This window comes from Klebsiella pneumoniae (genome assembly GCF_000742135.1).
GTDB lineage: Bacteria > Pseudomonadota > Gammaproteobacteria > Enterobacterales > Enterobacteriaceae > Klebsiella > Klebsiella pneumoniae.
Genome location: NZ_KN046818.1, coordinates 3,297,609 through 3,324,354 on the forward strand (window position 1 = coordinate 3,297,609; position 26,746 = coordinate 3,324,354).

General features: G+C 58.3%; 24 protein-coding genes and 1 tRNA gene. 11 read left to right on the forward strand and 14 right to left on the reverse strand.

Features of this window, described 5'->3' with window-relative positions:
• The first annotated feature begins 50 nt into the window (after positions 1 to 50).
• Both DR88_RS10020 and dhaR read left to right on the forward strand, forming a co-directional pair.
• Complete coding sequence (locus tag DR88_RS10020; RefSeq protein WP_002917681.1) at positions 51 to 1,148, forward strand: glycerol dehydrogenase; 1,098 nt, start codon at positions 51 to 53, stop codon at positions 1,146 to 1,148.
• A gap of 101 nt (positions 1,149 to 1,249) precedes the next feature.
• Positions 1,250 to 3,175: a dihydroxyacetone kinase operon transcriptional regulator DhaR gene (gene dhaR, locus DR88_RS10015; RefSeq protein WP_002917680.1), complete on the forward strand. Its 1,926-nt coding sequence runs from the start codon at positions 1,250 to 1,252 to the stop codon at positions 3,173 to 3,175.
• On the opposite strand, the gene DR88_RS10010 is transcribed toward dhaR, so the two are convergent.
• Genes DR88_RS10010 through DR88_RS09995 form a run of 4 tightly spaced genes read right to left on the reverse strand, consistent with a single transcriptional unit; the run spans position 3,153 to position 5,671 of the window.
• A complete protein-coding gene (locus DR88_RS10010; protein ID WP_002917679.1) occupies positions 3,153 to 3,683 on the reverse strand; it encodes a cob(I)yrinic acid a,c-diamide adenosyltransferase in 531 nt (176 codons plus the stop codon). The two genes, dhaR and DR88_RS10010, sit on opposite strands and share 23 nt — an antisense overlap.
• Positions 3,684 to 4,037, reverse strand: coding sequence for a glycerol dehydratase reactivase beta/small subunit family protein (locus DR88_RS10005; protein WP_002917678.1), 354 nt, complete (start codon positions 4,035 to 4,037; stop codon positions 3,684 to 3,686).
• A 20-nt stretch (positions 4,038 to 4,057) separates the two neighbouring features.
• On the reverse strand, positions 4,058 to 5,221 hold the full coding sequence (gene dhaT / locus DR88_RS10000) for a 1,3-propanediol dehydrogenase (protein WP_004150927.1): 1,164 nt from the start codon (positions 5,219 to 5,221) through the stop codon (positions 4,058 to 4,060).
• 21 nt (positions 5,222 to 5,242) lie between these two features.
• Entirely contained in the window at positions 5,243 to 5,671 is a 429-nt protein-coding gene (locus DR88_RS09995) for a GlcG/HbpS family heme-binding protein (protein WP_022631433.1), read from the reverse strand.
• Between the two features lie 413 nt (positions 5,672 to 6,084).
• On the opposite strand from DR88_RS09995, the gene DR88_RS09990 reads away from it, so the two are divergent.
• The 5 genes from DR88_RS09990 to DR88_RS09970 are packed head-to-tail and all read left to right on the forward strand — an operon-like array spanning position 6,085 to position 11,470.
• Positions 6,085 to 7,752, forward strand: a complete 1,668-nt coding sequence (locus DR88_RS09990) for a propanediol/glycerol family dehydratase large subunit (protein WP_002917676.1) — start codon at positions 6,085 to 6,087, stop codon at positions 7,750 to 7,752.
• Between the two features lie 12 nt (positions 7,753 to 7,764).
• Complete coding sequence (locus DR88_RS09985) at positions 7,765 to 8,349, forward strand: propanediol/glycerol family dehydratase medium subunit (RefSeq protein WP_002917672.1); 585 nt, start codon at positions 7,765 to 7,767, stop codon at positions 8,347 to 8,349.
• 2 nt (positions 8,350 to 8,351) lie between these two features.
• On the forward strand, positions 8,352 to 8,777 hold the full coding sequence (locus DR88_RS09980; protein ID WP_002917670.1) for a glycerol dehydratase small subunit DhaB3: 426 nt from the start codon (positions 8,352 to 8,354) through the stop codon (positions 8,775 to 8,777).
• A gap of 12 nt (positions 8,778 to 8,789) precedes the next feature.
• Positions 8,790 to 10,613 (forward strand): diol dehydratase reactivase subunit alpha, encoded by a 1,824-nt coding sequence (locus DR88_RS09975; protein ID WP_002917661.1) that lies wholly within the window; start codon positions 8,790 to 8,792, stop codon positions 10,611 to 10,613.
• A gap of 53 nt (positions 10,614 to 10,666) precedes the next feature.
• Positions 10,667 to 11,470 carry an MIP/aquaporin family protein gene (locus tag DR88_RS09970; RefSeq protein WP_002917658.1) on the forward strand — a complete coding sequence of 268 codons (804 nt, stop codon included), beginning with the start codon at positions 10,667 to 10,669 and terminating at the stop codon, positions 11,468 to 11,470.
• Positions 11,471 to 11,524: 54 nt separating this feature from the next.
• On the opposite strand, the gene hdeB is transcribed toward DR88_RS09970, so the two are convergent.
• Positions 11,525 to 11,830 (reverse strand): acid-activated periplasmic chaperone HdeB, encoded by a 306-nt coding sequence (gene hdeB, locus DR88_RS09965; RefSeq protein WP_002917655.1) that lies wholly within the window; start codon positions 11,828 to 11,830, stop codon positions 11,525 to 11,527.
• Between the two features lie 26 nt (positions 11,831 to 11,856).
• The gene (locus DR88_RS09960; RefSeq protein WP_002917651.1) at positions 11,857 to 12,432 is read right to left on the reverse strand and encodes an HdeD family acid-resistance protein; all 576 of its coding nucleotides are present in this window, start codon (positions 12,430 to 12,432) and stop codon (positions 11,857 to 11,859) included.
• A 240-nt stretch (positions 12,433 to 12,672) separates the two neighbouring features.
• Here DR88_RS09960 and DR88_RS09955 point away from each other — a divergent pair, with 240 nt between their 5' ends.
• Positions 12,673 to 13,335, forward strand: a complete 663-nt coding sequence (locus tag DR88_RS09955) for a YfdX family protein (RefSeq protein WP_004144810.1) — start codon at positions 12,673 to 12,675, stop codon at positions 13,333 to 13,335.
• A 90-nt stretch (positions 13,336 to 13,425) separates the two neighbouring features.
• Here DR88_RS09955 and DR88_RS09950 read toward each other — a convergent pair whose 3' ends face one another.
• On the reverse strand, positions 13,426 to 16,668 hold the full coding sequence (locus DR88_RS09950) for an ATP-binding protein (RefSeq protein ID WP_004149871.1): 3,243 nt from the start codon (positions 16,666 to 16,668) through the stop codon (positions 13,426 to 13,428).
• Between the two features lie 4 nt (positions 16,669 to 16,672).
• The gene (evgA, locus tag DR88_RS09945) at positions 16,673 to 17,287 is read right to left on the reverse strand and encodes an acid-sensing system DNA-binding response regulator EvgA (protein WP_004185745.1); all 615 of its coding nucleotides are present in this window, start codon (positions 17,285 to 17,287) and stop codon (positions 16,673 to 16,675) included.
• Positions 17,288 to 17,588: 301 nt separating this feature from the next.
• Between evgA and DR88_RS09940 the strand changes: the two genes are divergently transcribed.
• Complete coding sequence (locus DR88_RS09940) at positions 17,589 to 17,954, forward strand: HdeA/HdeB family chaperone (protein ID WP_072198168.1); 366 nt, start codon at positions 17,589 to 17,591, stop codon at positions 17,952 to 17,954.
• A 68-nt stretch (positions 17,955 to 18,022) separates the two neighbouring features.
• Here the strand turns inward: DR88_RS09940 and DR88_RS0126240 are convergent, their stop codons facing one another.
• Together DR88_RS0126240 and DR88_RS09935 are read right to left on the reverse strand one after the other, a co-directional pair.
• A complete protein-coding gene (locus tag DR88_RS0126240; RefSeq protein ID WP_009484811.1) occupies positions 18,023 to 18,250 on the reverse strand; it encodes a hypothetical protein in 228 nt (75 codons plus the stop codon).
• Positions 18,251 to 18,835: 585 nt separating this feature from the next.
• Positions 18,836 to 18,911 (reverse strand) — tRNA-Ile (locus DR88_RS09935).
• A gap of 124 nt (positions 18,912 to 19,035) precedes the next feature.
• On the opposite strand from DR88_RS09935, the gene mug reads away from it, so the two are divergent.
• Positions 19,036 to 19,542, forward strand: a complete 507-nt coding sequence (gene mug / locus DR88_RS09930) for a G/U mismatch-specific DNA glycosylase (protein WP_002917636.1) — start codon at positions 19,036 to 19,038, stop codon at positions 19,540 to 19,542.
• A gap of 99 nt (positions 19,543 to 19,641) precedes the next feature.
• Here the strand turns inward: mug and rpoD are convergent, their stop codons facing one another.
• The 3 genes from rpoD to rpsU form a co-directional block, all read right to left on the reverse strand.
• Positions 19,642 to 21,483 (reverse strand): RNA polymerase sigma factor RpoD, encoded by a 1,842-nt coding sequence (gene rpoD / locus DR88_RS09925; RefSeq protein WP_004174339.1) that lies wholly within the window; start codon positions 21,481 to 21,483, stop codon positions 19,642 to 19,644.
• A gap of 218 nt (positions 21,484 to 21,701) precedes the next feature.
• Positions 21,702 to 23,447: a DNA primase gene (gene dnaG / locus DR88_RS09920; protein WP_004149864.1), complete on the reverse strand. Its 1,746-nt coding sequence runs from the start codon at positions 23,445 to 23,447 to the stop codon at positions 21,702 to 21,704.
• Positions 23,448 to 23,558: 111 nt separating this feature from the next.
• Positions 23,559 to 23,774, reverse strand: coding sequence for a 30S ribosomal protein S21 (rpsU, locus tag DR88_RS09915; RefSeq protein WP_001144069.1), 216 nt, complete (start codon positions 23,772 to 23,774; stop codon positions 23,559 to 23,561).
• Positions 23,775 to 24,011: 237 nt separating this feature from the next.
• On the opposite strand from rpsU, the gene tsaD reads away from it, so the two are divergent.
• Positions 24,012 to 25,025 (forward strand): tRNA (adenosine(37)-N6)-threonylcarbamoyltransferase complex transferase subunit TsaD, encoded by a 1,014-nt coding sequence (gene tsaD / locus DR88_RS09910; protein WP_002916879.1) that lies wholly within the window; start codon positions 24,012 to 24,014, stop codon positions 25,023 to 25,025.
• A 44-nt stretch (positions 25,026 to 25,069) separates the two neighbouring features.
• Here the strand turns inward: tsaD and DR88_RS09905 are convergent, their stop codons facing one another.
• Entirely contained in the window at positions 25,070 to 26,677 is a 1,608-nt protein-coding gene (locus DR88_RS09905; protein ID WP_025861734.1) for a purine-cytosine permease family protein, read from the reverse strand.
• Positions 26,678 to 26,746 lie beyond the last annotated feature (69 nt).

Genomic DNA, 26,746 nt, shown 5'->3' on the forward strand with positions numbered 1-26,746 from the left:
ACGCCAGGGCTCATCATGTCTACATGCGCACTTATTTGAGGGTGAAAGGAATGCTAAAAGTTATTCAATCTCCAGCCAAATATCTTCAGGGTCCTGATGCTGCTGTTCTGTTCGGTCAATATGCCAAAAACCTGGCGGAGAGCTTCTTCGTCATCGCCGACGATTTCGTAATGAAGCTGGCGGGAGAGAAAGTGGTGAATGGCCTGCAGAGCCACGATATTCGCTGCCATGCGGAACGGTTTAATGGCGAATGCAGCCATGCGGAAATCAACCGTCTGATGGCGATTTTGCAAAAACAGGGCTGCCGCGGCGTGGTCGGGATCGGCGGTGGTAAAACCCTCGATACCGCGAAGGCGATCGGTTACTACCAGAAGCTGCCGGTGGTGGTGATCCCGACCATCGCCTCGACCGATGCGCCGACCAGCGCGCTGTCGGTGATCTACACCGAAGCGGGCGAGTTTGAAGAGTATCTGATCTATCCGAAAAACCCGGATATGGTGGTGATGGACACGGCGATTATCGCCAAAGCGCCGGTACGCCTGCTGGTCTCCGGCATGGGCGATGCGCTCTCCACCTGGTTCGAGGCCAAAGCTTGCTACGATGCGCGCGCCACCAGCATGGCCGGAGGACAGTCCACCGAGGCGGCGCTGAGCCTCGCCCGCCTGTGCTATGATACGCTGCTGGCGGAGGGCGAAAAGGCCCGTCTGGCGGCGCAGGCCGGGGTAGTGACCGAAGCGCTGGAGCGCATCATCGAGGCGAACACTTACCTCAGCGGCATTGGCTTTGAAAGCAGTGGCCTGGCCGCCGCCCATGCAATCCACAACGGTTTCACCATTCTTGAAGAGTGCCATCACCTGTATCACGGTGAGAAAGTGGCCTTCGGTACCCTGGCGCAGCTTGTGCTGCAGAACAGCCCGATGGACGAGATTGAAACGGTGCTGGGCTTCTGCCAGCGCGTCGGCCTGCCGGTGACGCTCGCGCAGATGGGCGTCAAAGAGGGGATCGACGAGAAAATCGCCGCGGTGGCGAAAGCTACCTGCGCGGAAGGGGAAACCATCCACAATATGCCGTTTGCGGTGACCCCGGAGAGCGTCCATGCCGCTATCCTCACCGCCGATCTGTTAGGCCAGCAGTGGCTGGCGCGTTAATTCGCGGTGGCTAAACCGCTGGCGCAAGTTGGCGGTTTTTCTTTCTCCCCTCCGGCAGTCGCTGCCGGAGGGGTTCTCTATGGTACAACGCGGAAAAGGATATGACTGTTCAGACTCAGGATACCGGGAAGGCGGTCTCTTCCGTCATCGCCCAGTCATGGCACCGCTGCAGCAAGTTTATGCAGCGCGAAACCTGGCAAACGCCGCACCAGGCCCAGGGCCTGACCTTCGACTCCATCTGTCGGCGTAAAACCGCGCTGCTCACCATCGGCCAGGCGGCGCTGGAAGACGCCTGGGAGTTTATGGACGGCCGCCCCTGCGCGCTGTTTATTCTTGATGAGTCCGCCTGCATCCTGAGCCGTTGCGGCGAGCCGCAAACCCTGGCCCAGCTGGCTGCCCTGGGATTTCGCGACGGCAGCTACTGCGCGGAGAGCATTATCGGCACCTGCGCGCTGTCGCTGGCCGCGATGCAGGGCCAGCCGATCAACACCGCCGGCGATCGGCATTTTAAGCAGGCGCTACAGCCATGGAGTTTTTGCTCGACGCCGGTTTTTGATAACCACGGGCGGCTGTTCGGCTCTATCTCGCTTTGCTGTCTGGTCGAGCACCAGTCCAGCGCCGACCTCTCCCTGACGCTGGCCATCGCCCGCGAGGTGGGTAACTCCCTGCTTACCGACAGCCTGCTGGCGGAATCCAACCGTCACCTTAATCAGATGTACGGCCTGCTGGAGAGCATGGACGATGGGGTGATGGCGTGGAACGAACAGGGCGTGCTGCAGTTTCTCAATGTTCAGGCGGCGAGACTGTTGCATCTTGATGCTCAGGCCAGCCAGGGGAAAAATATCGCCGATCTGGTGACCCTCCCGGCGCTGCTGCGCCGCGCCATCAAACACGCCCGCGGCCTGAATCACGTCGAAGTCACCTTTGAAAGTCAGCATCAGTTTGTCGATGCGGTGATCACCTTAAAACCGATTGTCGAGGCGCAAGGCAACAGTTTTATTCTGCTGCTGCACCCGGTGGAGCAGATGCGGCAGCTGATGACCAGCCAGCTCGGTAAAGTGAGTCACACCTTTGAGCAGATGTCTGCCGACGATCCGGAAACCCGACGCCTGATCCACTTTGGCCGCCAGGCGGCGCGCGGTGGCTTCCCGGTGCTGCTGTGCGGCGAAGAGGGGGTTGGGAAAGAGCTGCTGAGCCAGGCTATCCACAATGAAAGCGAACGGGCGGGCGGCCCCTATATCGCCGTCAACTGCCAGCTATATGCCGACAGCGTGCTGGGCCAGGATTTTATGGGCAGCGCCCCTACCGACGATGAAAATGGCCGCCTGAGCCGCCTTGAGCTAGCCAACGGCGGCACCCTGTTTCTGGAAAAGATCGAGTATCTGGCGCCGGAGCTGCAGTCGGCCCTGCTGCAGGTAATTAAGCAGGGCGTGCTCACCCGCCTCGACGCCCGGCGCCTGATCCCGGTGGATGTGAAGGTGATTGCCACCACCACCGTCGATCTGGCCAATCTGGTGGAACAGAACCGCTTTAGCCGCCAGCTGTACTATGCGCTGCACTCCTTTGAGATCGTCATCCCGCCGCTGCGCGCCCGACGCAACAGTATTCCGTCGCTGGTGCATAACCGGTTGAAGAGCCTGGAGAAGCGTTTCTCTTCGCGACTGAAAGTGGACGATGACGCGCTGGCGCAGCTGGTGGCCTACTCGTGGCCGGGGAATGATTTTGAGCTCAATAGCGTCATTGAGAATATCGCCATCAGCAGCGACAACGGCCACATTCGCCTGAGTAATCTGCCGGAATATCTCTTTTCCGAGCGGCCGGGCGGGGATAGCGCGTCATCGCTGCTGCCGGCCAGCCTGACCTTTAGCGCCATCGAAAAGGAAGCTATTATTCACGCCGCCCGGGTGACCAGCGGGCGGGTGCAGGAGATGTCGCAGCTGCTCAATATCGGCCGCACCACCCTGTGGCGCAAAATGAAGCAGTACGATATTGACGCCAGCCAGTTCAAGCGCAAGCATCAGGCCTAGTCTCTTCGATTCGCGCCATGGAGAACAGGGCATCCGACAGGCGATTGCTGTAGCGTTTGAGCGCGTCGCGCAGCGGATGCGCGCGGTCCATGGCCGTCAGCAGGCGTTCGAGCCGACGGGACTGGGTGCGCGCCACGTGCAGCTGGGCAGAGGCGAGATTCCTCCCCGGGATCACGAACTGTTTTAACGGGCCGCTCTCGGCCATATTGCGGTCGATAAGCCGCTCCAGGGCGGTGATCTCCTCTTCGCCGATCGTCTGGCTCAGGCGGGTCAGGCCCCGCGCATCGCTGGCCAGTTCAGCCCCCAGCACGAACAGCGTCTGCTGAATATGGTGCAGGCTTTCCCGCAGCCCGGCGTCGCGGGTCGTGGCGTAGCAGACGCCCAGCTGGGATATCAGTTCATCGACGGTGCCGTAGGCCTCGACGCGAATATGGTCTTTCTCGATGCGGCTGCCGCCGTACAGGGCGGTGGTGCCTTTATCCCCGGTGCGGGTATAGATACGATACATTCAGTTTCTCTCACTTAACGGCAGGACTTTAACCAGCTGCCCGGCGTTGGCGCCGAGCGTACGCAGATGATCGTCGCTATCGGTGACGTGTCCGGTAGCCAGCGGCGCGTCCGCCGGCAGCTGGGCATGAGTGAGGGCTATCTCGCCGGACGCGCTGAGCCCGATACCCACCCGCAGGGGCGAGCTTCTGGCCGCCAGGGCGCCCAGCGCAGCGGCGTCACCGCCTCCGTCATAGGTTATGGTCTGGCAGGGGACCCCCTGCTCCTCCAGCCCCCAGCACAGCTCATTGATGGCGCCGGCATGGTGCCCGCGCGGATCGTAAAACAGGCGTACGCCTGGCGGTGAAAGCGACATGACGGTCCCCTCGTTATCACTCAGAATGCCTGGCGGAAAATCGCGGCAATCTCCTGCTCGTTGCCTTTACGCGGGTTCGAGAACGCATTGCCGTCTTTCAGAGCCATCTCCGCCATGTAGGGGAAGTCGGCCTCTTTTACTCCCAGATCGCGCAGATGCTGCGGAATACCGATATCCATCGACAGACGCGTGATAGCGGCGATGGCTTTTTCCGCCGCGTCGAGAGTGGACAGTCCGGTGATATTTTCGCCCATCAGTTCAGCAATATCGGCGAATTTCTCCGGGTTGGCGATCAGGTTGTAGCGCGCCACATGCGGCAGCAGGACAGCGTTGGCCACGCCGTGCGGCATGTCGTACAGGCCGCCCAGCTGGTGCGCCATGGCGTGCACGTAGCCGAGGTTGGCGTTATTGAAAGCCATCCCGGCCAGCAGAGAGGCATAGGCCATGTTTTCCCGCGCCTGCAGATTGCTGCCGAGGGCCACGGCCTGGCGCAGGTTGCGGGCGATGAGGCGGATCGCCTGCATGGCGGCGGCGTCCGTCACCGGGTTAGCGTCTTTGGAGATATAGGCCTCTACGGCGTGGGTCAGGGCATCCATCCCGGTCGCCGCGGTCAGGGCGGCCGGTTTACCGATCATCAGCAGTGGATCGTTGATAGAGACCGACGGCAGGTTGCGCCAGCTGACGATCACAAACTTCACTTTGGTTTCGGTGTTGGTCAGGACGCAGTGGCGGGTGACCTCGCTGGCGGTGCCGGCGGTGGTATTGACCGCGACGATAGGCGGCAGCGGGTTGGTCAGGGTCTCGATTCCGGCATACTGGTACAGATCGCCCTCATGGGTGGCGGCGATGCCGATGCCTTTGCCGCAATCGTGCGGGCTGCCGCCGCCCACGGTGACGATGATGTCGCACTGTTCGCGGCGAAACACAGCGAGGCCGTCGCGCACGTTGGTGTCTTTCGGGTTCGGCTCGACGCCGTCAAAGATCGCCACCTCGATCCCGGCCTCCCGCAGATAATGCAGGGTTTTGTCCACCGCGCCATCTTTAATTGCCCGCAGGCCTTTGTCGGTGACCAGCAGGGCTTTTTTCCCCCCCAGCAGCTGGCAGCGTTCGCCGACTACGGAAATGGCGTTGGGGCCAAAAAAGTTAACGTTTGGCACCAGATAATCGAACATACGATAGCTCATAATATACCTTCTCGCTTCAGGTTATAATGCGGAAAAACAATCCAGGGCGCACTGTGCTAATAATTGATCCTGCTCGACCGTACCGCCGCTAACGCCGACGGCGCCAATTACCTGCTCATTAAAAATAACTGGCAGGCCGCCGCCAAAAATAATAATTCGCTGTTGGTTGGTTAGCTGCAGACCGTACAGAGATTGTCCTGGCTGGACCGCTGGCGTAATTTCATGGGTACCTTGCTTCAGGCTGCAGGCGCTCCAGGCTTTATTCAGGGAAATATCGCAGCTGGAGACGAAGGCCTCGTCCATCCGCTGAATAAGCAGCGTGTTGCCTCCGTGGTCAACCACGGAAAACACCACCGCCACCTTGATCTCAGTGGCTTTTTTTTGCACCGCCGCCGCCATTTGCTGGGCGGCGGCCAGGGTGATTGTCTGAACTTGTTGGCTCTTGTTCATCATTCTCTCCCGCACCAGGATAACGCTGGCGCGAATAGTCAGTAGGGGGCGATAGTAAAAAACTATTACCATTCGGTTGGCTTGCTTTATTTTTGTCAGCGTTATTTTGTCGCCCGCCATGATTTAGTCAATAGGATTAAAATAGCGTCGGCAAAACGTAATTAAGGGCGTTTTTTATTAATTGATTGATATCATTGCGGGCGATCACATTTTTTATTTTTGCCGCCGGAGTAAAGTTTCATAGTGAAACTGTCGGTAGATTTCGTGTGCCAAATTGAAACGAAATTAAATTTATTTTTTTCACCACTGGCTCATTTAAAGTTCCGCTATTGCCGGTAATGGCCGGGCGGCAACGACGCTGGCCCGGCGTATTCGCTACCGTCTGCGGATTTCACCTTTTGAGCCGATGAACAATGAAAAGATCAAAACGATTTGCAGTACTGGCCCAGCGCCCCGTCAATCAGGACGGGCTGATTGGCGAGTGGCCTGAAGAGGGGCTGATCGCCATGGACAGCCCCTTTGACCCGGTCTCTTCAGTAAAAGTGGACAACGGTCTGATCGTCGAACTGGACGGCAAACGCCGGGACCAGTTTGACATGATCGACCGGTTTATCGCCGATTACGCGATCAACGTTGAGCGCACAGAGCAGGCAATGCGCCTGGAGGCGGTGGAAATAGCCCGCATGCTGGTGGATATTCACGTCAGTCGGGAGGAGATCATTGCCATCACTACCGCCATCACGCCGGCCAAAGCGGTCGAGGTGATGGCGCAGATGAACGTGGTGGAGATGATGATGGCGCTGCAGAAGATGCGTGCCCGCCGGACCCCCTCCAACCAGTGCCACGTCACCAATCTCAAAGATAATCCGGTGCAGATTGCTGCTGACGCCGCCGAGGCTGGGATCCGCGGCTTCTCAGAACAGGAGACCACGGTCGGTATCGCGCGCTATGCGCCGTTTAACGCCCTGGCGCTGTTGGTCGGTTCGCAGTGCGGCCGCCCCGGCGTGTTGACGCAGTGCTCGGTGGAAGAGGCCACCGAGCTGGAGCTGGGTATGCGTGGCTTAACCAGCTACGCCGAGACGGTGTCGGTCTACGGCACGGAAGCGGTATTTACCGACGGCGATGATACTCCGTGGTCAAAGGCGTTCCTCGCCTCGGCCTACGCCTCCCGCGGGTTGAAAATGCGCTACACCTCCGGCACCGGATCCGAAGCGCTGATGGGCTATTCGGAGAGCAAGTCGATGCTCTACCTCGAATCGCGCTGCATCTTCATTACTAAAGGCGCCGGGGTTCAGGGACTGCAAAACGGCGCGGTGAGCTGTATCGGCATGACCGGCGCTGTGCCGTCGGGCATTCGGGCGGTGCTGGCGGAAAACCTGATCGCCTCTATGCTCGACCTCGAAGTGGCGTCCGCCAACGACCAGACTTTCTCCCACTCGGATATTCGCCGCACCGCGCGCACCCTGATGCAGATGCTGCCGGGCACCGACTTTATTTTCTCCGGCTACAGCGCGGTGCCGAACTACGACAACATGTTCGCCGGCTCGAACTTCGATGCGGAAGATTTTGATGATTACAACATCCTGCAGCGTGACCTGATGGTTGACGGCGGCCTGCGTCCGGTGACCGAGGCGGAAACCATTGCCATTCGCCAGAAAGCGGCGCGGGCGATCCAGGCGGTTTTCCGCGAGCTGGGGCTGCCGCCAATCGCCGACGAGGAGGTGGAGGCCGCCACCTACGCGCACGGCAGCAACGAGATGCCGCCGCGTAACGTGGTGGAGGATCTGAGTGCGGTGGAAGAGATGATGAAGCGCAACATCACCGGCCTCGATATTGTCGGCGCGCTGAGCCGCAGCGGCTTTGAGGATATCGCCAGCAATATTCTCAATATGCTGCGCCAGCGGGTCACCGGCGATTACCTGCAGACCTCGGCCATTCTCGATCGGCAGTTCGAGGTGGTGAGCGCGGTCAACGACATCAATGACTATCAGGGGCCGGGCACCGGCTATCGCATCTCTGCCGAACGCTGGGCGGAGATCAAAAATATTCCGGGCGTGGTTCAGCCTGACACCATTGAATAAGGCGGTATTCCTGTGCAACAGACAACTCAAATTCAGCCCTCTTTTACCCTGAAAACCCGCGAGGGCGGGGTAGCTTCTGCCGATGAACGCGCCGATGAAGTGGTGATCGGCGTCGGCCCTGCCTTCGATAAACACCAGCATCACACTCTGATCGATATGCCCCATGGCGCGATCCTCAAAGAGCTGATTGCCGGGGTGGAAGAAGAGGGGCTTCACGCCCGGGTGGTGCGCATTCTGCGCACGTCCGACGTCTCCTTTATGGCCTGGGATGCTGCCAACCTGAGCGGCTCGGGGATCGGCATCGGTATCCAGTCGAAGGGGACCACGGTCATCCATCAGCGCGATCTGCTGCCGCTCAGCAACCTGGAGCTGTTCTCCCAGGCGCCGCTGCTGACGCTGGAGACCTACCGGCAGATTGGCAAAAACGCCGCGCGCTATGCGCGCAAAGAGTCACCTTCGCCGGTGCCGGTGGTGAACGATCAGATGGTGCGGCCGAAATTTATGGCCAAAGCCGCGCTATTTCATATCAAAGAGACCAAGCATGTGGTGCAGGACGCCGAGCCCGTCACCCTGCACGTCGACTTAGTAAGGGAGTGACCATGAGCGAGAAAACCATGCGCGTGCAGGATTATCCGTTAGCCACCCGCTGCCCGGAGCATATCCTGACGCCTACCGGCAAACCATTGACCGATATTACCCTCGAGAAGGTGCTCTCTGGCGAGGTGGGCCCGCAGGATGTGCGGATCTCCCGCCAGACCCTTGAGTACCAAGCGCAGATTGCCGAGCAGATGCAGCGCCATGCGGTGGCGCGCAATTTCCGCCGCGCGGCGGAGCTTATCGCCATTCCTGACGAGCGCATTCTGGCTATCTATAACGCGCTGCGCCCGTTCCGCTCCTCGCAGGCGGAGCTGCTGGCGATCGCCGACGAGCTGGAGCACACCTGGCATGCGACAGTGAATGCCGCCTTTGTCCGGGAGTCGGCGGAAGTGTATCAGCAGCGGCATAAGCTGCGTAAAGGAAGCTAAGCGGAGGTCAGCATGCCGTTAATAGCCGGGATTGATATCGGCAACGCCACCACCGAGGTGGCGCTGGCGTCCGACGACCCGCAGGCGAGGGCGTTTGTTGCCAGCGGGATCGTCGCGACGACGGGCATGAAAGGGACGCGGGACAATATCGCCGGGACCCTCGCCGCGCTGGAGCAGGCCCTGGCGAAAACACCGTGGTCGATGAGCGATGTCTCTCGCATCTATCTTAACGAAGCCGCGCCGGTGATTGGCGATGTGGCGATGGAGACCATCACCGAGACCATTATCACCGAATCGACCATGATCGGTCATAACCCGCAGACGCCGGGCGGGGTGGGCGTTGGCGTGGGGACGACTATCGCCCTCGGGCGGCTGGCGACGCTGCCGGCGGCGCAGTATGCCGAGGGGTGGATCGTACTGATTGACGACGCCGTCGATTTCCTTGACGCCGTTTGGTGGCTCAATGAGGCGCTCGACCGGGGGATCAACGTGGTGGCGGCGATCCTCAAAAAGGACGACGGCGTGCTGGTGAACAACCGCCTGCGTAAAACCCTGCCGGTGGTAGATGAAGTGACGCTGCTGGAGCAGGTCCCCGAGGGGGTGATGGCGGCGGTGGAAGTGGCCGCGCCGGGCCAGGTGGTGCGGATCCTGTCGAATCCCTACGGGATCGCCACCTTCTTCGGGCTAAGCCCGGAAGAGACCCAGGCCATCGTCCCCATCGCCCGCGCCCTGATTGGCAACCGTTCAGCGGTGGTGCTCAAGACCCCGCAGGGGGACGTGCAGTCGCGGGTGATCCCGGCGGGCAACCTCTACATTAGCGGCGAAAAGCGCCGCGGAGAGGCCGATGTCGCCGAGGGCGCGGAAGCCATCATGCAGGCGATGAGCGCCTGCGCTCCGGTACGCGACATCCGCGGCGAACCGGGCACTCACGCCGGCGGCATGCTTGAGCGGGTGCGCAAGGTAATGGCGTCCCTGACCGGCCATGAGATGAGCGCGATATACATCCAGGATCTGCTGGCGGTGGATACGTTTATTCCGCGCAAGGTGCAGGGCGGGATGGCCGGCGAGTGCGCCATGGAAAATGCCGTCGGGATGGCGGCGATGGTGAAAGCGGATCGTCTGCAAATGCAGGTTATCGCCCGCGAACTGAGCGCCCGACTGCAGACCGAGGTGGTGGTGGGCGGCGTGGAGGCCAACATGGCCATCGCCGGGGCGTTAACCACTCCCGGCTGTGCGGCGCCGCTGGCGATCCTCGATCTCGGCGCCGGCTCGACGGATGCGGCGATCGTCAACGCGGAGGGGCAGATAACGGCGGTCCATCTCGCCGGGGCGGGGAATATGGTCAGCCTGTTGATTAAAACCGAGCTGGGCCTCGAGGATCTTTCGCTGGCGGAAGCGATAAAAAAATACCCGCTGGCCAAAGTGGAAAGCCTGTTCAGTATTCGTCACGAGAATGGCGCGGTGGAGTTCTTTCGGGAAGCCCTCAGCCCGGCGGTGTTCGCCAAAGTGGTGTACATCAAGGAGGGCGAACTGGTGCCGATCGATAACGCCAGCCCGCTGGAAAAAATTCGTCTCGTACGCCGGCAGGCGAAAGAGAAAGTGTTTGTCACCAACTGCCTGCGCGCGCTGCGCCAGGTCTCACCCGGCGGTTCCATTCGCGATATCGCCTTTGTGGTGCTGGTGGGCGGCTCATCGCTGGACTTTGAGATCCCGCAGCTTATCACGGAAGCCTTGTCGCACTATGGCGTGGTCGCCGGGCAGGGCAATATTCGGGGAACAGAAGGGCCGCGCAATGCGGTCGCCACCGGGCTGCTACTGGCCGGTCAGGCGAATTAAACGGGCGCTCGCGCCAGCCTCTCTCTTTAACGTGCTATTTCAGGATGCCGATAATGAACCAGACTTCTACCTTAACCGGGCAGTGCGTGGCCGAGTTTCTTGGCACCGGATTGCTCATTTTCTTCGGCGCGGGCTGCGTCGCTGCGCTGCGGGTCGCCGGGGCCAGCTTTGGTCAGTGGGAGATCAGTATTATCTGGGGCCTTGGCGTCGCCATGGCCATCTACCTGACGGCCGGTGTCTCCGGCGCGCACCTTAATCCGGCGGTGACTATTGCCCTGTGGCTGTTCGCCTGTTTTGAACGCCGCAAGGTGCTGCCGTTTATTGTTGCCCAGACGGCCGGGGCCTTCTGCGCCGCCGCGCTGGTGTATGGGCTCTATCGCCAGCTGTTTCTCGATCTTGAACAGAGTCAGCATATCGTGCGCGGCACTGCCGCCAGTCTTAACCTGGCCGGGGTCTTTTCCACGTACCCGCATCCACATATCACTTTTATACAGGCGTTTGCCGTGGAGACCACCATCACGGCAATCCTGATGGCGATGATCATGGCCCTGACCGACGACGGCAACGGAATTCCGCGCGGGCCGCTGGCGCCGTTGCTGATTGGCTTGCTGATCGCCGTGATCGGCGCGTCGATGGGGCCGCTAACCGGCTTTGCGCTGAATCCGGCGCGCGACTTCGGCCCAAAACTGTTTACCAGTCTGGCCGGGTGGGGCTCGATCGCCTTTACCGGTGGGCTGGCGATCCCTTACTTTCTGGTGCCGCTGCTGGCGCCGGTGGTGGGGGCGATTATCGGGGCGTTTTTGTATCGCAAGCTTATCGGCCGCCATCTGCCGTGCGAATGCGGTATCGATGAGTAAAGCGGGACCCGCCGCAGCGCGGCGGGTTTCCCCGGCCTGATGCCAGGGGGGGGGTTATTTTTTGATGACCGCGCTGAGATCGCCAAGTTTAGCGGCGGGGTTCTTGTGGCACTCCTGCAGCATTTTCGGTACCGAAACGGTCTCGACTTCATGCCAGTCAACATAGTCGCCGCCGCTAAAGTCGGTGTTGCGATTCACTACCCAGAAGGCCACCGGGGTCATGCTTTTTGGGTTCATATCCATAAATTCCTGACAGGTCATATTCTGCGGCGTGGTTTCCTCAACCGCGAACGCCGGGCTGGTCATCAGACAGAATGTGGTAGCCGCCACGGTCAATACGAGTGCTTTAGGTAAATTCATTTTCTTCTCCAGTGACAAAATAGGGCTTAAGCCTGAGCGTGCTTCATTTTATTGCGCAGGACCAACAAGCCGATGGCGCTAAATATCATTTCAACGCCGATAAAGGCGGTAATAAATAACCAGCTTTGCTGCGGGTTCATGGCCAGCCACAGGCAGGCGATAAGTAAATCCAACAGGCCGATAAAAATATTCCAGCCAGCGCCGCTTTGTTTGCGGGTTTGACATCCGTTAACGATGCGGGAAATACCGCCGAGAACAAATAAAAAGCCAAATAAAATGGCCAGACTGCTCATACCGTTGAGAGGATTGACGACAAAGCTCAGGCCGAGCACGATCCAGGCGATGGCGAAGATCAGCGCCACCAGGCGTGATTTCCAGTGCTGCTGGCGGAAGACAATCAGGCTGTACAGCGAATAGAAGCCGCAGATCATCAATAACATGCCGGTTACTGTGGCGAGATACCAGCCGGCGACCAACGGCCAGGCCAGACAACAGGCTCCGCAGATAAACAGCAATACCGCCATCAGGCAGGCATGCCGTTTATATCGAATGAAGACGCGTGGGCTAAACGCATTTAAGGTGTAATGGCTAAACATAAACATAATTGCTCCGCAGATCCCGGTTGGCGGCCTGACGCTGAATAAAAAGCGTGAGGGTTTATTCAGCGGGCCAAAAGAAAGGTCTGAGGAAAATAGTAGGCCGCGCGATCGGCAGGCGTAAATAAGAGCGCCGAGGTCACTTTATACGCCTGGTCTGACAGCTGTCAGACCAGGCCCGCAATATTACTTCCGGGCTCTGATTCTCAATGCCCGCGATATTTTTTAAGCTGGCTGCGTTTGGTGATGCTTACCGATTTTAATCAGGAGTCAACGATGAAAAAAGTCATTCTGGCGAGCCTGCTGGCAACCATGATGAGTACCTCTCCGGTATGGGCAACAGATAGCGCGACGGCAGCGCCAGCCGCGGCAGCCACGACGCAGGTACAGAAAGAAGCCGCCGATGTGCTGCAGGTGGCGGTGCAGGGCGCGAATGCGATGCGCGACATCCAGTTCGCCCGTCTGGCGCTGTTCCATGGCCAGCCGGATAGCGCCAAAAAACTGACAGACGACGCCGCCGCGCTGCTGGCCGCCGATGATGCCAGCTGGGCGAAGTTTGTGAAAACTGATGCTAAAGCCAAAATGATCGCCGATCGCTATGTGATCATTAACGCCTCTATCGCCCTGTCTGAAGACTATGTGGCCACGCCGGAAAAAGAGAGCGCTATCCAATCCGCCAACGAAAAGCTGGCGAAAGGCGATCAGAAAGGGGCTATCGATACCCTGCGTCTGGCCGGTATTGGCGTGATTGAGAACCAGTATCTGATGCCGCTTAACCAGACCCGTAAGGCGGTAGCGCAGGCGCAAGAACTGCTGAAAGCCGGTAAATATTACGAAGCGAATCTGGTGCTGAAGGGCGCTGAAGAGGGCATTGTGGTGGATAGCGAGATGCTGGTGGCAGGCAACTGATACTTGTTCCACCCTGAGAGAGCGCAGAGGAAAAAACTGACAAGGATGTCCCCTTAACGCTCGGGCAGGCGGACTGCCCGAGCGGAACGGCTAACGGCCGATCAGGGCGTCGATTTCGCCATCGATCTCGCGCATGACGCCGGTGATGCGCTGTACCACCTCCAGACAGCTTGCCGGCGTCAGCGAATCAGGCCGCTTTGCCTCAAAAGGGGCGCACAGTTGTTGTAGCGCAGTAATCCCCAGAATTTGTGCTGAACCGTGCAGACGGTGCAGCGCCCGCAGAAAAATCTGCGGCTCATGCCGGGCGATTGCCTGTCCGGCAGCCTGTAAATCCGCGGCCGACGCATCGCGGAACGTCTCCAGCATCTCATTCATCAGCGCCTGGTCTCCCCCCGTATTCTCGCTCAGCACGCTGAGCTTCAGGTGCCGGGTAGCGTGAGGTGATGCGCGGCCCACCGCTAAACGGCTGAGCTCATGACTCAGCGTCTGGACCGACACCGGCTTAAACAGACACATATTCATGCCGCTGGCCAGACACGCCTCCCGCGACTGCGGCAGCGCGCTGGCAGTCACGCCCCAAATTACCAGGCCCGGATAGCGACGGCGTAGCGAGGCCGCCAGCGCCAGGCCATCTTTCTTCGGCATATTGAGGTCCGTTATCAGCAGATCGTAATGTTTGCTGGCGAGCTTATTCTCTGCCTCTTCACCGTCGCAGGCTTCATCGACGCTATAGCCGATAGTGCTGAGCTGGCGCTTGAGCAGTAGCCGGTTGGTGGGGTGATCGTCCGCTATCAGTATCGCCAGCCCGGGTAGAGCCTGCGGTCTGGCGGGCGACGCCTGCGGCGCGTGGATCGCGCAGCGGCTCGCCTTGACCGGCAGCGTGATGGTGAAAGTGGTCCCCACGCCCGGACGGCTGACCATCTCCAGGCGACCCTGCATCAGCGCAACCAGCTCTTTGCAAATGACCAGCCCCAGTCCGGAGCCGGTCTGCTGGCGTCCCTGGCGCGCCTGGGCATAGCGGTGGAAGAGGGTGGCCTGCTCTGCTTCACTGATCCCGCAGCCGCTGTCGCTAACCATGAGGGCCAGCTCTCCCTGTGTCTCATTCGCCGGCGTCAGCCGGCAGGAGACCTGAATTGCGCCTTCGACGGTAAACTTCAGCGCATTGCCGATGAGATTATTGAGGATTTGCCGTAGCGCCTGCGGGTCGACCCACAGCATGGTCCCTTCCTGCAGCGCGTTATGGTAGTGCAGATCGATGCCCTTTTGCTGCGCCAGCGCGTCGAAGGTATGACACTGCTGCGACACTAACTGTGCGACATCGCTCCACTGCGGAGTAACCTGGTATTTTCCCGATTCAATCTTGTCGATATCAAGAATATTGCCAATAAGTCCCAGCAGGGTTTGCGCCGTCGACCCCGCCAGCTCGATCGCCTCTTTACGCTGGCCGACGTTCAGCTCAGGTTTCGCCAGCAGCTCCAGAAAGCCGACGATGGCGCTCACCGGCGTGCGCAGCTCGTGGCTCATGCTGGCCAGAAAGCGGCTCTTGGCTTTTGTCGCCTGAATCGCTTTGTCTTTTTCGCGCTCCAGCGCACAGGAGAGGGCCTCCTTCTGCGCCAGCTCCTCCTCGAGCCGCTGCTGGGAGTCTTTACGTTTGCGCACTTCCCGACACAGGGAGAGTCCCCAGCCGAGGCTGATGGCGATCAGCACCAGCGCAAAGGCGATCAGCTGGTAAAACTGGCGGCTGTACTGGCTCCAGTTCTCTATTTGCTGACTGGAGATTTTCGACCACTTCTCGGTCATCTGCAGAATATCCCGTGGCGGAATAACCTGCAGCGCTTTGTTAAGAATGGCGGCCAGCACCGGTTCATCGCGCGGGATGGCCAGCCGAATGGCCGCGACGGGGAGTCCATCAATGCGGGTGTAGTGCAGACCCTGTGGATAGTAGTGGTCGATCATATAGCGGGCGGAAAGCTCCGAGGCTACGGCGGCATCCACTTCGCCTTCCTCTACCATCTTCATGGCGACGCCAACGTTATCCGTTTCCACCCAGTTAATCAGCGGAAAACGCGCTTTCAGATCATGGGCGGCGATAGGCCCGACCGGCAGGGCGATCCGCGCCGAGCGCGTCAGCAGATGCTGATCGGGGGCGCTGCCGCGGGCGACCAGCACAAAGGCCACGTTAATGAGCGGATCGCTGAGGGTGACGTAGGCCTGCGGCTGTGGGGTCAGGGTGGTGGCGGGCATGATCGCCCAGTCCTCTTTTTCCATGCGCTTTGCCAGAGCCTGACGGTTGCGCACCAGAATAGGGTCAAACTGCAGGCCGGTCTGGAGTGAGACAATATTCAGCATATCGGCCATGATGCCGCGCAGTTCATCCTCGTTATCCACCAGGGTAAATGGCGGAAAATAGGGGTTCACCAGCAGGCGGACGCGACGATGCTTCTGCAGCCAGCGCTGCTCTTCGGGGCTAAAGGTAAGCGGGGTATTGAGAAACGACAGATCGCCACGGTTGAGCCAGTTTTGCATGATCCGCATCGCGGTGTCGCTGTCGACGGCATGGATAAAACGGTCGAAGAGTTGATGCAACTCTGGCCGATCGTCACGGGTGACAAAGCGGTTGTGTTGCTCCTGCTGACGAAAATAGTGCGCGATAACCAGCGATTGCGAGAAATATTTCGAGATGCAGTGGCCAGTGGTGATGTTGTTGCCGATAAAATACTGATTCTCGCCGCTGACCACCGAGGCGAGAGCCTGATAGTCGCTATCATAAAGGGTGATTTTGGCGTTGGGAAACGCCTGCTGAATAATATCGAAAAAAGCGCAATCGCGGGTGCAGGCCAGCGTGACGCGGCGGTCAGTGGTCAGCGGCGGCAGAGGGGATTTCAGCGAGGTGACCAGCGTCGGCCAGGTTTTAAGCAGCGGCGCGGATTGATCCAGGCCCGGGGCGAGCGCATCCCGGTGCGCCACCTGAGTTAGCAGGGTATCCACCTGGCGGTCGGCCAGGGCGGTGAGCGCCTGCTGCTCGGTGTCATACTGGCGGATAATCACCTTCAGTCCGAGGCTGTGCGCCATCAGCGCCAGATAGTCGGCGTTAATGCCCTGATAACTTTTCTCGTCGCCGTCATAGACGATGGGCGTCCTCTCGGGAAGCCAGGTCCCGACGGTCAGCGTAGGCTGCGCCGCCAGCCATGCTTTCTCCTTACCGCTAAGCGGGATATCGATCGCCGCGATATGAGAATGGCTCTTCAGCTCCAGCTGTTTCATGGCATACGCGGCAGGCGAGAGGCTCAGCGCCAGCCCGACAACGACGGATAAAATAAGACGAACCGCCATGCCATCACCCTATTTTATTGCGTTGCGCAAAGTCATATAGCTCAAGCAGGGTGCTGCAGCCTAATTTATCCATCAGACGGACCTTATAGGTACTTACCGTTTTATTGCTGATATTCATTTTGCTGCCGATGGTGGTGTAGTCGACGCCGCTGAGAATATAGCGGAACACCTTCATCTCCTGCGTTGACAGCGTATCCAGCCGGTCCTGATCGGTGATGCCGTGGGTGCAGAAGCGTTCCAGTGAAAAGGGGAAATAGCTGTAGCCATTATTGGCTGCGTCGATGGCGGCGAGGATATTATTCATTCCCTCTTTTTTACTCACAAAACCATTTGCTCCGCAGTCGGCGCTGCGTTTGCCGTAGAACAGTTCATTCTTAGCGGAAATGATGATGATTGTTCTCTGGTAGCGGCGTTTGCGCAGCTGCTCCAGCACCTCGATACCGCTGAGCTCCGGAATATCGACGTCGACGATGAGCAGGTCAGGCTGCATGCTTTCCGCGGTCTGCACGGCATGAGCGCCGCTGTCGAGCTCTGCCGCGACGGTAATACCGTTGCTGTCGAGAAGGTTGCGAATGGCGATACGTGCCAATGGATGATCGTCAATGATTATCGCATTCATGGGGGCGTAAATCCTGATATGAAAAAAGAAGGGCGATGCCTGGTGCAGGTGCGGCGGGGGTTATTTTTATCGATGCCGTTATAAGGCGTAATTGTAACACAAATCGTTTTGGGCCAGGGAAATATTGTGGAGCTGAGCCAGACGAATATATTTGCATAGCTGGATGACAGCTGTAGGAACGGGCGTTCACTTGCTTCAGCGCGGTCTGCTGTTAAAAAAAATGCAAACGATTAATCTGCTCTTATTAAGGTGAGTTCTCGGGAATATCGTCCGGCGACAACTGGCAGGTAAAATAATAACAATGGCGAAAGAAAAACGCGCCTTCTGGCGAAAATGGGTTTGGAAACATCTGATGGCAGGAATAACAATACTGGCAATGAGTAGCGCCGCGGTGGGAAAGGATGTCGTCCCCGATGAGGCGCGGACCCGAGATATGATGCGCTGTCAGGATTATCTGCAACTGGATCCGCGCGCCTGGACGCCGATGGTGATTTGGCTGATGAACGATCCTTTTTCACTGGAGCCGCCGGAGTGGACCGACTTCCATGAAGCCGAGCTGGTGCTGACGCCGATCCTCACCGAAATCTGCCGTCAGGAGCCGGATGTCTGGCTCACCTCGCTGCGGGAACGGCTCAATTCTTATCAGCAGGTGCGGTCACTGAACTAAGCGACCGCGGTAAAACGGCAGAAAAAGTGACTAAATGCGCAGTTAGCGGCCTTCTTCTGCGCAAAGGCTCAGCAGCGGCCCGCTTTTTGCGACAGGGCGTCGCAGGTTTTGCTCGCTAGCGTCGGGTTGGCGCCGGCGCAGATGGCATCCGAGACGGTGCTACCGCCGCCCAGCGGGATCAGCCCGTAAAGCTTCGGCTCGGCGGCCTTCGTCACATAGCAGCGATGGCTGGTTTTGCCGATGGTGACCACAAAGTTGGTTTTCACATCCTGCTGCCTCGCATCGGAAATTGTCACCTGCGAAGCATCGACATTAAAAGCAAACGCGGCGGCCTATTTCATTTCATTTTCCGTCGCCATGGGTGGTTTAGCTACGCAACCCATTAATAACAGTGCCAGACAGGTACTGATTGATATATCCCGTATTTTCATCATTTCATCCTTTTTGTAAGTCAGCGGGTTATATATAAGAGCGGGGGGAGGAACGCGTTGATTTCGATCAGCTGGCGCAGGCTATGGTTATTTTTCGGAAATTGACCTGTGTTGTTACATTTATCGTGAGTAGTATGAATTCCAGCATTGCAGGAATGAAAGATATTTCAAGACTACGTTGCGTAGTTAGACAGAAGTCAACAGGAGTGCGGCGGTTATGGGCTGCCCGAGATGCTCTGAGCAATATTTTGCTAAGGCAGAATGCTATCTGTTTTAGCGTAAGCGCAAATTTTCCCTGCGTTATAACGGACTTTTTATCCTCTTAATGGGATAGCGACAACACGCTAAGCCATGCGCGCTGCTCAGCGGTTTGTGGTGCCATTTTAAAATTCAGGAACAAAAAAGCCACTCTTTCGAGTGGCTTAATTATATGATTTTAAATCTAAAATTTGGTGGCCCCTGTTGGGTTTGAACCAACGACCAAGCGATTATGAGTCGCCTGCTCTAACCACTGAGCTAAGGGGCCGTGGCGAGGGATTATAAAGTAACTGGCGATTGCAATCCAGCGTAAAGCGCGCAGCTGCTGTTTTTATAAACAATGCATTTTCAATCCTTTATAATCATGTTTTAGCCATACAGCCGGAGAAAACATGATTAGCGATATCCTTGCGCCGGGCCTGCGCGTTGTCTTTTGCGGTATCAACCCGGGGAAGTCCTCCGCCCATACCGGCTTTCATTTTGCCCATCCTGGCAATCGCTTCTGGAAGGTCATCCATCAGGCCGGGTTCACCGATCGGCAGCTCAGGCCGGAAGAGGAGCTGCAGCTGCTGGATACGCGCTGCGGCATCACCATGCTGGTAGAGCGTCCGACGGTGCAGGCCAGCGAGGTCGCCTTGCAGGAGCTGCGCAGCGGCGGCCGTGAGCTGGTGCGGAAAATTGAAGAGTATCAGCCGCAGGCGCTGGCGGTGCTCGGCAAGCAGGCCTTCGAGCTGGCCTTTAACCAGCGCGGCGCGAAGTGGGGGAAACAGGCCATGACCATCGGGACGACCCAGGTGTGGGTGCTGCCTAATCCCAGCGGCTTAAACCGGGCGACGCTCGATAAGCTGGTGGCGGCCTATCGTGAACTGGACGATGCCCTGGCAACCCGCGGCCAGTAGCGGAGAGAGGCGACTTTCCCGGGATGGCCACCTGAACGCCATAAAAAAAGCTCCCCGCAGGGAGCTTTTTAACAGGCTGTAGACGATGCCCCGCGACGATTAATCGTCGAGGAAGCTACGCAGCACTTCAGAACGGCTCGGGTGGCGCAGTTTACGCAGCGCCTTCGCTTCGATCTGACGGATACGTTCGCGGGTAACGTCGAACTGTTTACCCACTTCTTCCAGCGTGTGGTCGGTGTTCATGTCGATACCGAAACGCATACGCAGCACTTTCGCTTCACGAGCGGTGAGGCCGGCCAGCACGTCATGCGTTGCCGCGCGCAGGCTCTCGGTGGTCGCAGAATCCAGCGGCAGCTCGAGGGTGGTATCCTCGATGAAATCCCCCAGATGCGAATCTTCATCGTCGCCGATCGGCGTTTCCATGGAGATAGGCTCTTTGGCGATCTTCAGCACTTTACGGATTTTGTCTTCCGGCATCAGCATACGCTCAGCCAGCTCTTCCGGGGTCGGTTCACGGCCCATCTCCTGCAGCATCTGACGGGAGATACGGTTGAGCTTGTTGATAGTCTCAATCATATGCACCGGAATACGGATGGTGCGCGCCTGATCCGCGATAGAGCGGGTGATGGCCTGACGGATCCACCAGGTGGCGTAGGTCGAGAACTTGTAGCCGCGACGGTATTCGAACTTATCGACCGCTTTCATCAGACCGATGTTGCCTTCCTGAATCAGGTCGAGGAACTGCAGACCGCGGTTGGTGTATTTCTTGGCGATAGAGATAACCAGACGCAGGTTCGCTTCAACCATCTCTTTCTTCGCACGACGGGCTTTCGCTTCGCCGATGGACATGCGACGGTTGATATCTTTAACCTGCTCGATGGTCAGGCCGGTCTCTTCTTCAATCTGCTGCAGCTTCTGCAGGCCGCGCTGCACATCTTCTTTCACTTCCAGCAGCTTCTCAGACCACGGCTTGTTCATTGCCACCGCGGCGTTGAACCAGGTTTCGCTGGTTTCGTTGCCGGTGAACAGGGTGATGAAGTTTTTCTTCGGCATTTTGCACTGCTCAACGCACAGCTTCATGATGATACGTTCCTGAGTACGAACGCGATCCATCATGCTGCGCATGCTGTTGACCAGGTAATCGAACTGCTTCGGCACCAGGCGGAACTGCTTGAAGACTTCAGACAGCTTCAGGATCTCCTCCTGGGCGGCGGCATGGCTACGACCTTTGGCTTTGATGGTGTCGCGCGTCAGCTCGTACTGGGTACGCAGCTCGGCGAATTTCTCACGGGCCAGCTCTGGGTCGATGCTGTTGTCGTCATCGCTGTTGTCGTCTGCGTCTTCATCTTCGTCTTCGTCTTCGTCGTCATCCATCTCTTCCTGAGACAGCTCGGAGCCAACGTGGGTGGCGGTTGGCGCCATATCTTCTTCGGCGTTCGGATCGACGAAACCGGTGATCAGATCGGACAGACGGGCTTCTTCCGCTTCAACGCGGTCGTACTGCTCAAGCAGGTAGGTGATCGCTTCCGGATATTCGGCAACGGAGCACTGCACCTGATTGATGCCGTCTTCGATGCGTTTGGCGATGTCAATTTCGCCTTCACGGGTCAGCAGCTCTACGGTACCCATTTCACGCATGTACATACGCACCGGGTCGGTCGTGCGCCCGATTTCGGATTCCACGCTGGAGAGCACCTGCGCGGCGGCTTCGGCAGCATCTTCATCCGCGGTGTTTTCGGCAAGCATCAGATCATCGGCATCCGGTGCTTCTTCCATCACCTGAATACCCATGTCGTTGATCATTTGGATGATGTCTTCGATCTGATCGGAATCGACGATATCTTCCGGCAGATGGTCATTGACCTCGGCATAGGTCAGATAGCCTTGCTCCTTACCACGTTGGACAAGAAGCTTCAGCTGTGACTGCGGGTTTTGCTCCATAAGACGGTATCCACACTTAATTCGTTTGATTGGTGTCGGCAGACGGGCTGTCGACATTTAAAGCGAGGGCGTACTTATATTATTGCCGCTGCGCCTCTGCGCGGCTGTCGGGGGCTTCCCGATCGATACTCGGCACCTAAGCCGTTAAATACTTTTCCTTCACGTTGTTCTGCGTTTTCTTACTGCTTTGATACAACGTGAAGGATATTGTCTGTCATTTATTTTTTCGCCAGCTCCTGGCTGATGGTCCAGAGCTCCCGGCGTTCTTCACTGCTTAAACCGTGTGTGCGATCGCGAGCTATCAACTCTTCCTGTCGCAGTTCCAGCAGTGAATCAAACATATGGTTGAGCGAGTCGGTGAAGGTTTGTTCAGCGATGTCTTTATCTGCTATATCGTCCCACATCGACAGTTTTTCAAGGGTTGCCGCCTCTTTTGTGCCGCGATATTGCTCTAAAAGTTGCCCGGTTGTCAGACCAGGCTGCGCCAGACAGCTCTTCACCAGTTCGCTGAACAGGCTCAGTCCCGGCATTTTGCGCGAGTCCAGTCCCTCCAGCGGCGGGACTAACGGCGCCAGATCCGGGTTTTGCACCAGCAGTCCTATCAGTATACGCATGGTCGTGCGTTTTAGCTGCGGTGCGGGACGCGGCGCGCCATTTTCCGCCTGTTTTGGCATTAATCGTTCAAGCTGCGCGTCATCTAAAATGCCCAGCTTATTGCCCAACTCCTGACGCAAATAGATGCGCAGCGTTTCGCCCGGGACCTGGGTTATCAGCGGCAGCGCCAGCGTGCTCAGCTGCGCGCGCCCGTCCGGAGTACTCAGATCGACCTGCGGCAGCAGGCTGTTAAACAAGAACGTGGAGAGCGGCTGAGCCTGCTCCATCCGCGCCTCGAACGCCGCTTTGCCCTCTTTACGCACCAGCGTATCCGGGTCTTCGCCGTCAGGCAGAAACATAAAGCGTAGCTGGCGACCATCGGTCATGTACGGCAGCGCCGTCTCCAGCGCGCGCCAGGCGGCATCGCGGCCGGCCCGGTCGCCGTCGTAGCAGCAGATGACGTTATTCGTCACCCGGAACAGCAGCTGGATATGGTCGGCCGTGGTCGAGGTACCCAGCGAGGCCACGGCATAATTAATGTCGTACTGCGCCAGCGCCACGACGTCCATATACCCTTCGACAACCAGCAAACGCGGTGGTTCGGGGTTATCCTGCTGCGCTTCATACAGGCCATACAGCTGGCGGCCTTTATGGAATATGTCGGTTTCCGGGGAGTTCAGATACTTCGGCAGGGCATCGCCCAGCACCCGTCCGCCAAACCCAATCACCCGGCCTCGCTTATCGCGGATGGGGAACATCACCCGTTCGCGGAAGCGGTCGTAACTGCGTCCCTGATCGTTGGTGACCAGCATGCCGGCATCAATAAGCGACTGGCGGTTTTCCTGATTGCCGCCAAACCGTTTTAAAACGTTATCCCAACCTGGGGGAGCATAGCCGATGGCAAAGCGCGTAATCACCTCGCTGCTTAACCCCCGTTTCGCCAGGTACTGGCGCGCAGGATCGGCGGCGGGCTGCATCAGAGACTGTTGATAAAACGCATTCAGACCATCCAGTAACTGGTAGAGGTTCTGCCGTTGATGGCGCTCTATCTGGCTGGGTCCGTTGCCTGCTTCATAAGGCACTTCGAGGTTGTGCATGGCGGCCAGCTCTTCGACCGTTTCCACGAACTCGAGCTTGTCGTAGTTCATCAGGAAGTCGATAGCATTGCCGTGCGCCCCGCAGCCGAAGCAGTGGTAAAACTGTTTTTCACCGTTGACGGTGAAAGAGGGGGTTTTTTCGTTATGGAACGGACAGCACGCGTGAAAATTTTTGCCCTGCTTTTTCAGCTTTACCCGCGCATCGATCAGATCGACGATGTCGGTTCTGGCAAGCAGATCGCTAATAAATACACGTGGAATTCGTCCAGCCATAAGCCCCGTTATTTCTGATGACTATAAACGAAAATAAGCCGCGCATTCCTTTCGGAAGCACGGCCTTACAACTACAACTCGGTCTGAATTGAGAGCGTCGCTCTCAACAGATTAGTACAGACGAGTACGGCGTGCGTTTTCGCGAGCCAGTTTCTTCGCGTGACGTTTCACTGCAGAAGCTTTAGCGCGCTTACGTTCGGTAGTCGGTTTTTCATAGAACTCACGACGACGAACTTCCGCCAGAACACCTGCTTTTTCGCAGGAACGCTTGAAGCGACGCAGAGCTACGTCGAACGGCTCGTTTTCACGTACTTTAATTACCGGCATGTGCCTCTCACCTTTGATTAATTCGGTTTGCCGCTGGCCGCAATGCCAGCTTATTTCAAAATGGTGCGGAATTTTACTGCAACTACTGCTGCTTTGTAAAGCACCGGCGCCTTTTTTGAAAGGGACTTTTATAAGGGTGAGGAGTATACACGAAGAGAGCACCAGGGGTGAGCAAAGTTTTACATCGCCGGTCATTGGACCTACACTGCGCGGTATTGAAGCGAGGTAAAACAACTCATGCGTGTACTGGGCATTGAAACATCCTGCGATGAAACCGGCATCGCGATTTATGACGACCAGCAAGGTCTGTTAGCCAACCAATTGTATAGTCAGGTGAAACTGCATGCGGATTACGGCGGCGTGGTGCCGGAGCTGGCATCGCGCGACCACGTGCGCAAAACGGTGCCGCTGATCCAGGCGGCGCTGAAAGAAGCCGGTCTGACGGCGAAAGATATCGACGCCGTCGCCTATACGGCGGGTCCAGGCTTGGTCGGCGCGCTGCTGGTCGGGGCGACCGTTGGCCGGTCGCTAGCCTTCGCCTGGAACGTGCCGGCGATCCCGGTACACCATATGGAAGGGCATCTGCTGGCGCCGATGCTGGAAGATAATCCGCCGGCGTTCCCGTTCGTCGCGCTGCTGGTTTCCGGCGGCCACACCCAGTTGATTAGCGTCACCGGTATTGGTCAGTATGAACTGTTGGGCGAGTCGATTGACGATGCGGCGGGCGAAGCCTTTGATAAGACGGCGAAGCTGCTGGGACTGGATTATCCCGGCGGGCCGATGCTGTCGAAAATGGCGTCCCAGGGCACCGAAGGCCGCTTTGTCTTCCCGCGGCCGATGACCGACCGTCCGGGGCTGGACTTCAGCTTCTCCGGCCTGAAGACCTTCGCCGCCAACACCATTCGCAGCAACGGCGACGATGAGCAAACCCGCGCCGACATCGCCCGGGCGTTTGAGGATGCGGTCGTCGATACGCTGATGATTAAATGTCGCCGCGCGCTGGAGCAAACCGGCTTTAAGCGTCTGGTGATGGCGGGAGGCGTGAGCGCCAACCGTACCCTGCGGGCGAAGCTGGCGGAGATGATGCAAAAACGCGGCGGCGAGGTGTTCTACGCCCGCCCTGAGTTCTGTACTGACAACGGCGCGATGATCGCCTACGCCGGCATGGTGCGTCTGCAAACCGGCGCCAAAGCCGAGCTCGGCGTGACGGTTCGCCCGCGCTGGCCGCTGGCCGAGCTGCCTGCCGCCTAACGCATCCTGAAACAGGCCGACGTCACGTCGGCCTGCCTTCCTGACTACTCCATACTTTTACACAGCGAGCAGATGGCTCCCTGATGCTTGTGCGAGTGCATCACGTCCGGGCGCTCGTACTCTTCCTCACAGCTAACGCATTGATACACGGTGGTGGAGGCGTTCCCCGCCGCGTCATAGCGCGGCTCGGCGATGCCGTCATCCATCTGCTTAATATAGTAGCGCCCGCGGGTAAGGAGCCCCATCAGCGGGGTCATGACAAAGGCAACGACCAGCGCAATCAGCGGCGAGAACGGCGCCAGCGTCGCCCCCAGCAGACCGAAGAAGGCGCAGATCGACAGCCCGGCGGCCAGACCAAAGGAGACCACGCCCACCGGGTTAACGTTGTAGATCATGCCGCGGCGATACTCCGGCTGCGCCGGCGCCAGCTTGAGCAAGCCTTTATTAAAGGTGATGTCGGTCGCCACCACCACGACCCAGGCGATGGCGAAGTTGGAGTAAAAGCCGAGGATCCACGACAAGGCGCTGAACATATCGCCTTCCATCAGCGCCAGGGCAATCGCCAGGTTGACCACCACAAAAATAATCCGTCCCGGATAGCGTTTGGTGGTGCGGGTCCAGGCGCTGGTCCACGCCAGCGAGCCGGAGTAGGCATTGGTGACGTTAATTTTGATCTGCGAGATCACCACCAGCACCACCGCCAGCGTCAGGGCCAGCCAGCCGGGCACCAGGTTATCGAAGACGCTAACGAACTGCTGCACCGGTTCGGTATTGTGCACCGCCGGGAAACGGGTCAACAGATAGAAGCCGAGGAAGGCGCCGATGATCTGTTTGATCGCGCCTAACACCACCCAGCCCGGGCCGGCGGAAAAGACCGCCAGCCACCAGCTTTTACGGTTCTCCGCGGTCTTAGGCGGCATAAAGCGCAGGTAATCAATTTGCTCGCCAATCTGCATGATCAGCGACAGGCATACCCCGGCGCCGAGCATGATGGCGGTAATATCCACCGTCGACGCGCTGTTTTTACCGGCGAAATGCAGGAAGCCGTCCACCAGCTGCGGATCTTTGACAATCAGCCACACCACCGGCACCACCATCAGCACCAGCCACAGCGGCGTGGTCCACACCTGCAGGCGGGTCAGGGCTTTCATGCCATAGACCACCAGCGGGAGCACTATCAGGGTGGCGATCAGATATCCCATCCACAGCGGGATCCCGAGGCCCACCAGCAGGCCCTGGGCCATGATCGAGCCTTCGAGGGCGAAGAAGATAAAGGTGAAGCCGGCAAAAATAATGCTGGTGATCACCGAGCCGAAATAGCCGAAGCCGGCGCTGCGGGTGATCAGGTCAAGGTCAATGTTGTAGCGCGCGGCAGTGATCGCCAGCGGAATGCCGGTGAGGAAGATCACCAGCGCCGCCACCAGGATCGAATAGATGGCGTTGCTGGTGCCCCAGGCCATACCGATGCTGGCGCCGATGGAAAAGTCGGCCAGATAGGCGATGCCGCCCAGCGCGGTGACCGCGACGACGCCCGGACCCCAGCGGCGAAAGCTCAGCGGGGCGTAACGTAAGGTGTAATCTTCTAAGGTTTCCCGGGAGCCGGAAGTCCGCGTTGTCGCGGGTAATTCAGAGTTAAGATCCAGTGATGACATAGTCATTCCTTAATGGTTAGGCATGACTTGAATTAGCAAACCTTATGCCATATTGCAGGGCAGGCGTGG

Excerpts from the sequence above, each read along its gene's own strand:
- DR88_RS10020 (WP_002917681.1), top strand. The coding sequence starts at position 51 with ATGCTAAAAGTTATTCAATCTCCAGCCAAATATCTTCAGGGTCCTGAT.
- dhaR (WP_002917680.1), top strand. The coding sequence starts at position 1,250 with ATGACTGTTCAGACTCAGGATACCGGGAAGGCGGTCTCTTCCGTCATC.
- DR88_RS10010 (WP_002917679.1), bottom strand. The coding sequence starts at position 3,683 with ATGTATCGTATCTATACCCGCACCGGGGATAAAGGCACCACCGCCCTG.
- DR88_RS10005 (WP_002917678.1), bottom strand. The coding sequence starts at position 4,037 with ATGTCGCTTTCACCGCCAGGCGTACGCCTGTTTTACGATCCGCGCGGG.
- dhaT (WP_004150927.1), bottom strand. The coding sequence starts at position 5,221 with ATGAGCTATCGTATGTTCGATTATCTGGTGCCAAACGTTAACTTTTTT.
- DR88_RS09995 (WP_022631433.1), bottom strand. The coding sequence starts at position 5,671 with ATGAACAAGAGCCAACAAGTTCAGACAATCACCCTGGCCGCCGCCCAG.
- DR88_RS09990 (WP_002917676.1), top strand. The coding sequence starts at position 6,085 with ATGAAAAGATCAAAACGATTTGCAGTACTGGCCCAGCGCCCCGTCAAT.
- DR88_RS09980 (WP_002917670.1), top strand. The coding sequence starts at position 8,352 with ATGAGCGAGAAAACCATGCGCGTGCAGGATTATCCGTTAGCCACCCGC.
- DR88_RS09975 (WP_002917661.1), top strand. The coding sequence starts at position 8,790 with ATGCCGTTAATAGCCGGGATTGATATCGGCAACGCCACCACCGAGGTG.
- DR88_RS09970 (WP_002917658.1), top strand. The coding sequence starts at position 10,667 with ATGAACCAGACTTCTACCTTAACCGGGCAGTGCGTGGCCGAGTTTCTT.
- hdeB (WP_002917655.1), bottom strand. The coding sequence starts at position 11,830 with ATGAATTTACCTAAAGCACTCGTATTGACCGTGGCGGCTACCACATTC.
- DR88_RS09960 (WP_002917651.1), bottom strand. The coding sequence starts at position 12,432 with ATGTTTATGTTTAGCCATTACACCTTAAATGCGTTTAGCCCACGCGTC.
- DR88_RS09955 (WP_004144810.1), top strand. The coding sequence starts at position 12,673 with ATGCTTACCGATTTTAATCAGGAGTCAACGATGAAAAAAGTCATTCTG.
- DR88_RS09950 (WP_004149871.1), bottom strand. The coding sequence starts at position 16,668 with ATGGCGGTTCGTCTTATTTTATCCGTCGTTGTCGGGCTGGCGCTGAGC.
- evgA (WP_004185745.1), bottom strand. The coding sequence starts at position 17,287 with ATGAATGCGATAATCATTGACGATCATCCATTGGCACGTATCGCCATT.
- DR88_RS09940 (WP_072198168.1), top strand. The coding sequence starts at position 17,589 with ATGGCGAAAGAAAAACGCGCCTTCTGGCGAAAATGGGTTTGGAAACAT.
- mug (WP_002917636.1), top strand. The coding sequence starts at position 19,036 with ATGATTAGCGATATCCTTGCGCCGGGCCTGCGCGTTGTCTTTTGCGGT.
- rpoD (WP_004174339.1), bottom strand. The coding sequence starts at position 21,483 with ATGGAGCAAAACCCGCAGTCACAGCTGAAGCTTCTTGTCCAACGTGGT.
- dnaG (WP_004149864.1), bottom strand. The coding sequence starts at position 23,447 with ATGGCTGGACGAATTCCACGTGTATTTATTAGCGATCTGCTTGCCAGA.
- rpsU (WP_001144069.1), bottom strand. The coding sequence starts at position 23,774 with ATGCCGGTAATTAAAGTACGTGAAAACGAGCCGTTCGACGTAGCTCTG.
- tsaD (WP_002916879.1), top strand. The coding sequence starts at position 24,012 with ATGCGTGTACTGGGCATTGAAACATCCTGCGATGAAACCGGCATCGCG.
- DR88_RS09905 (WP_025861734.1), bottom strand. The coding sequence starts at position 26,677 with ATGTCATCACTGGATCTTAACTCTGAATTACCCGCGACAACGCGGACT.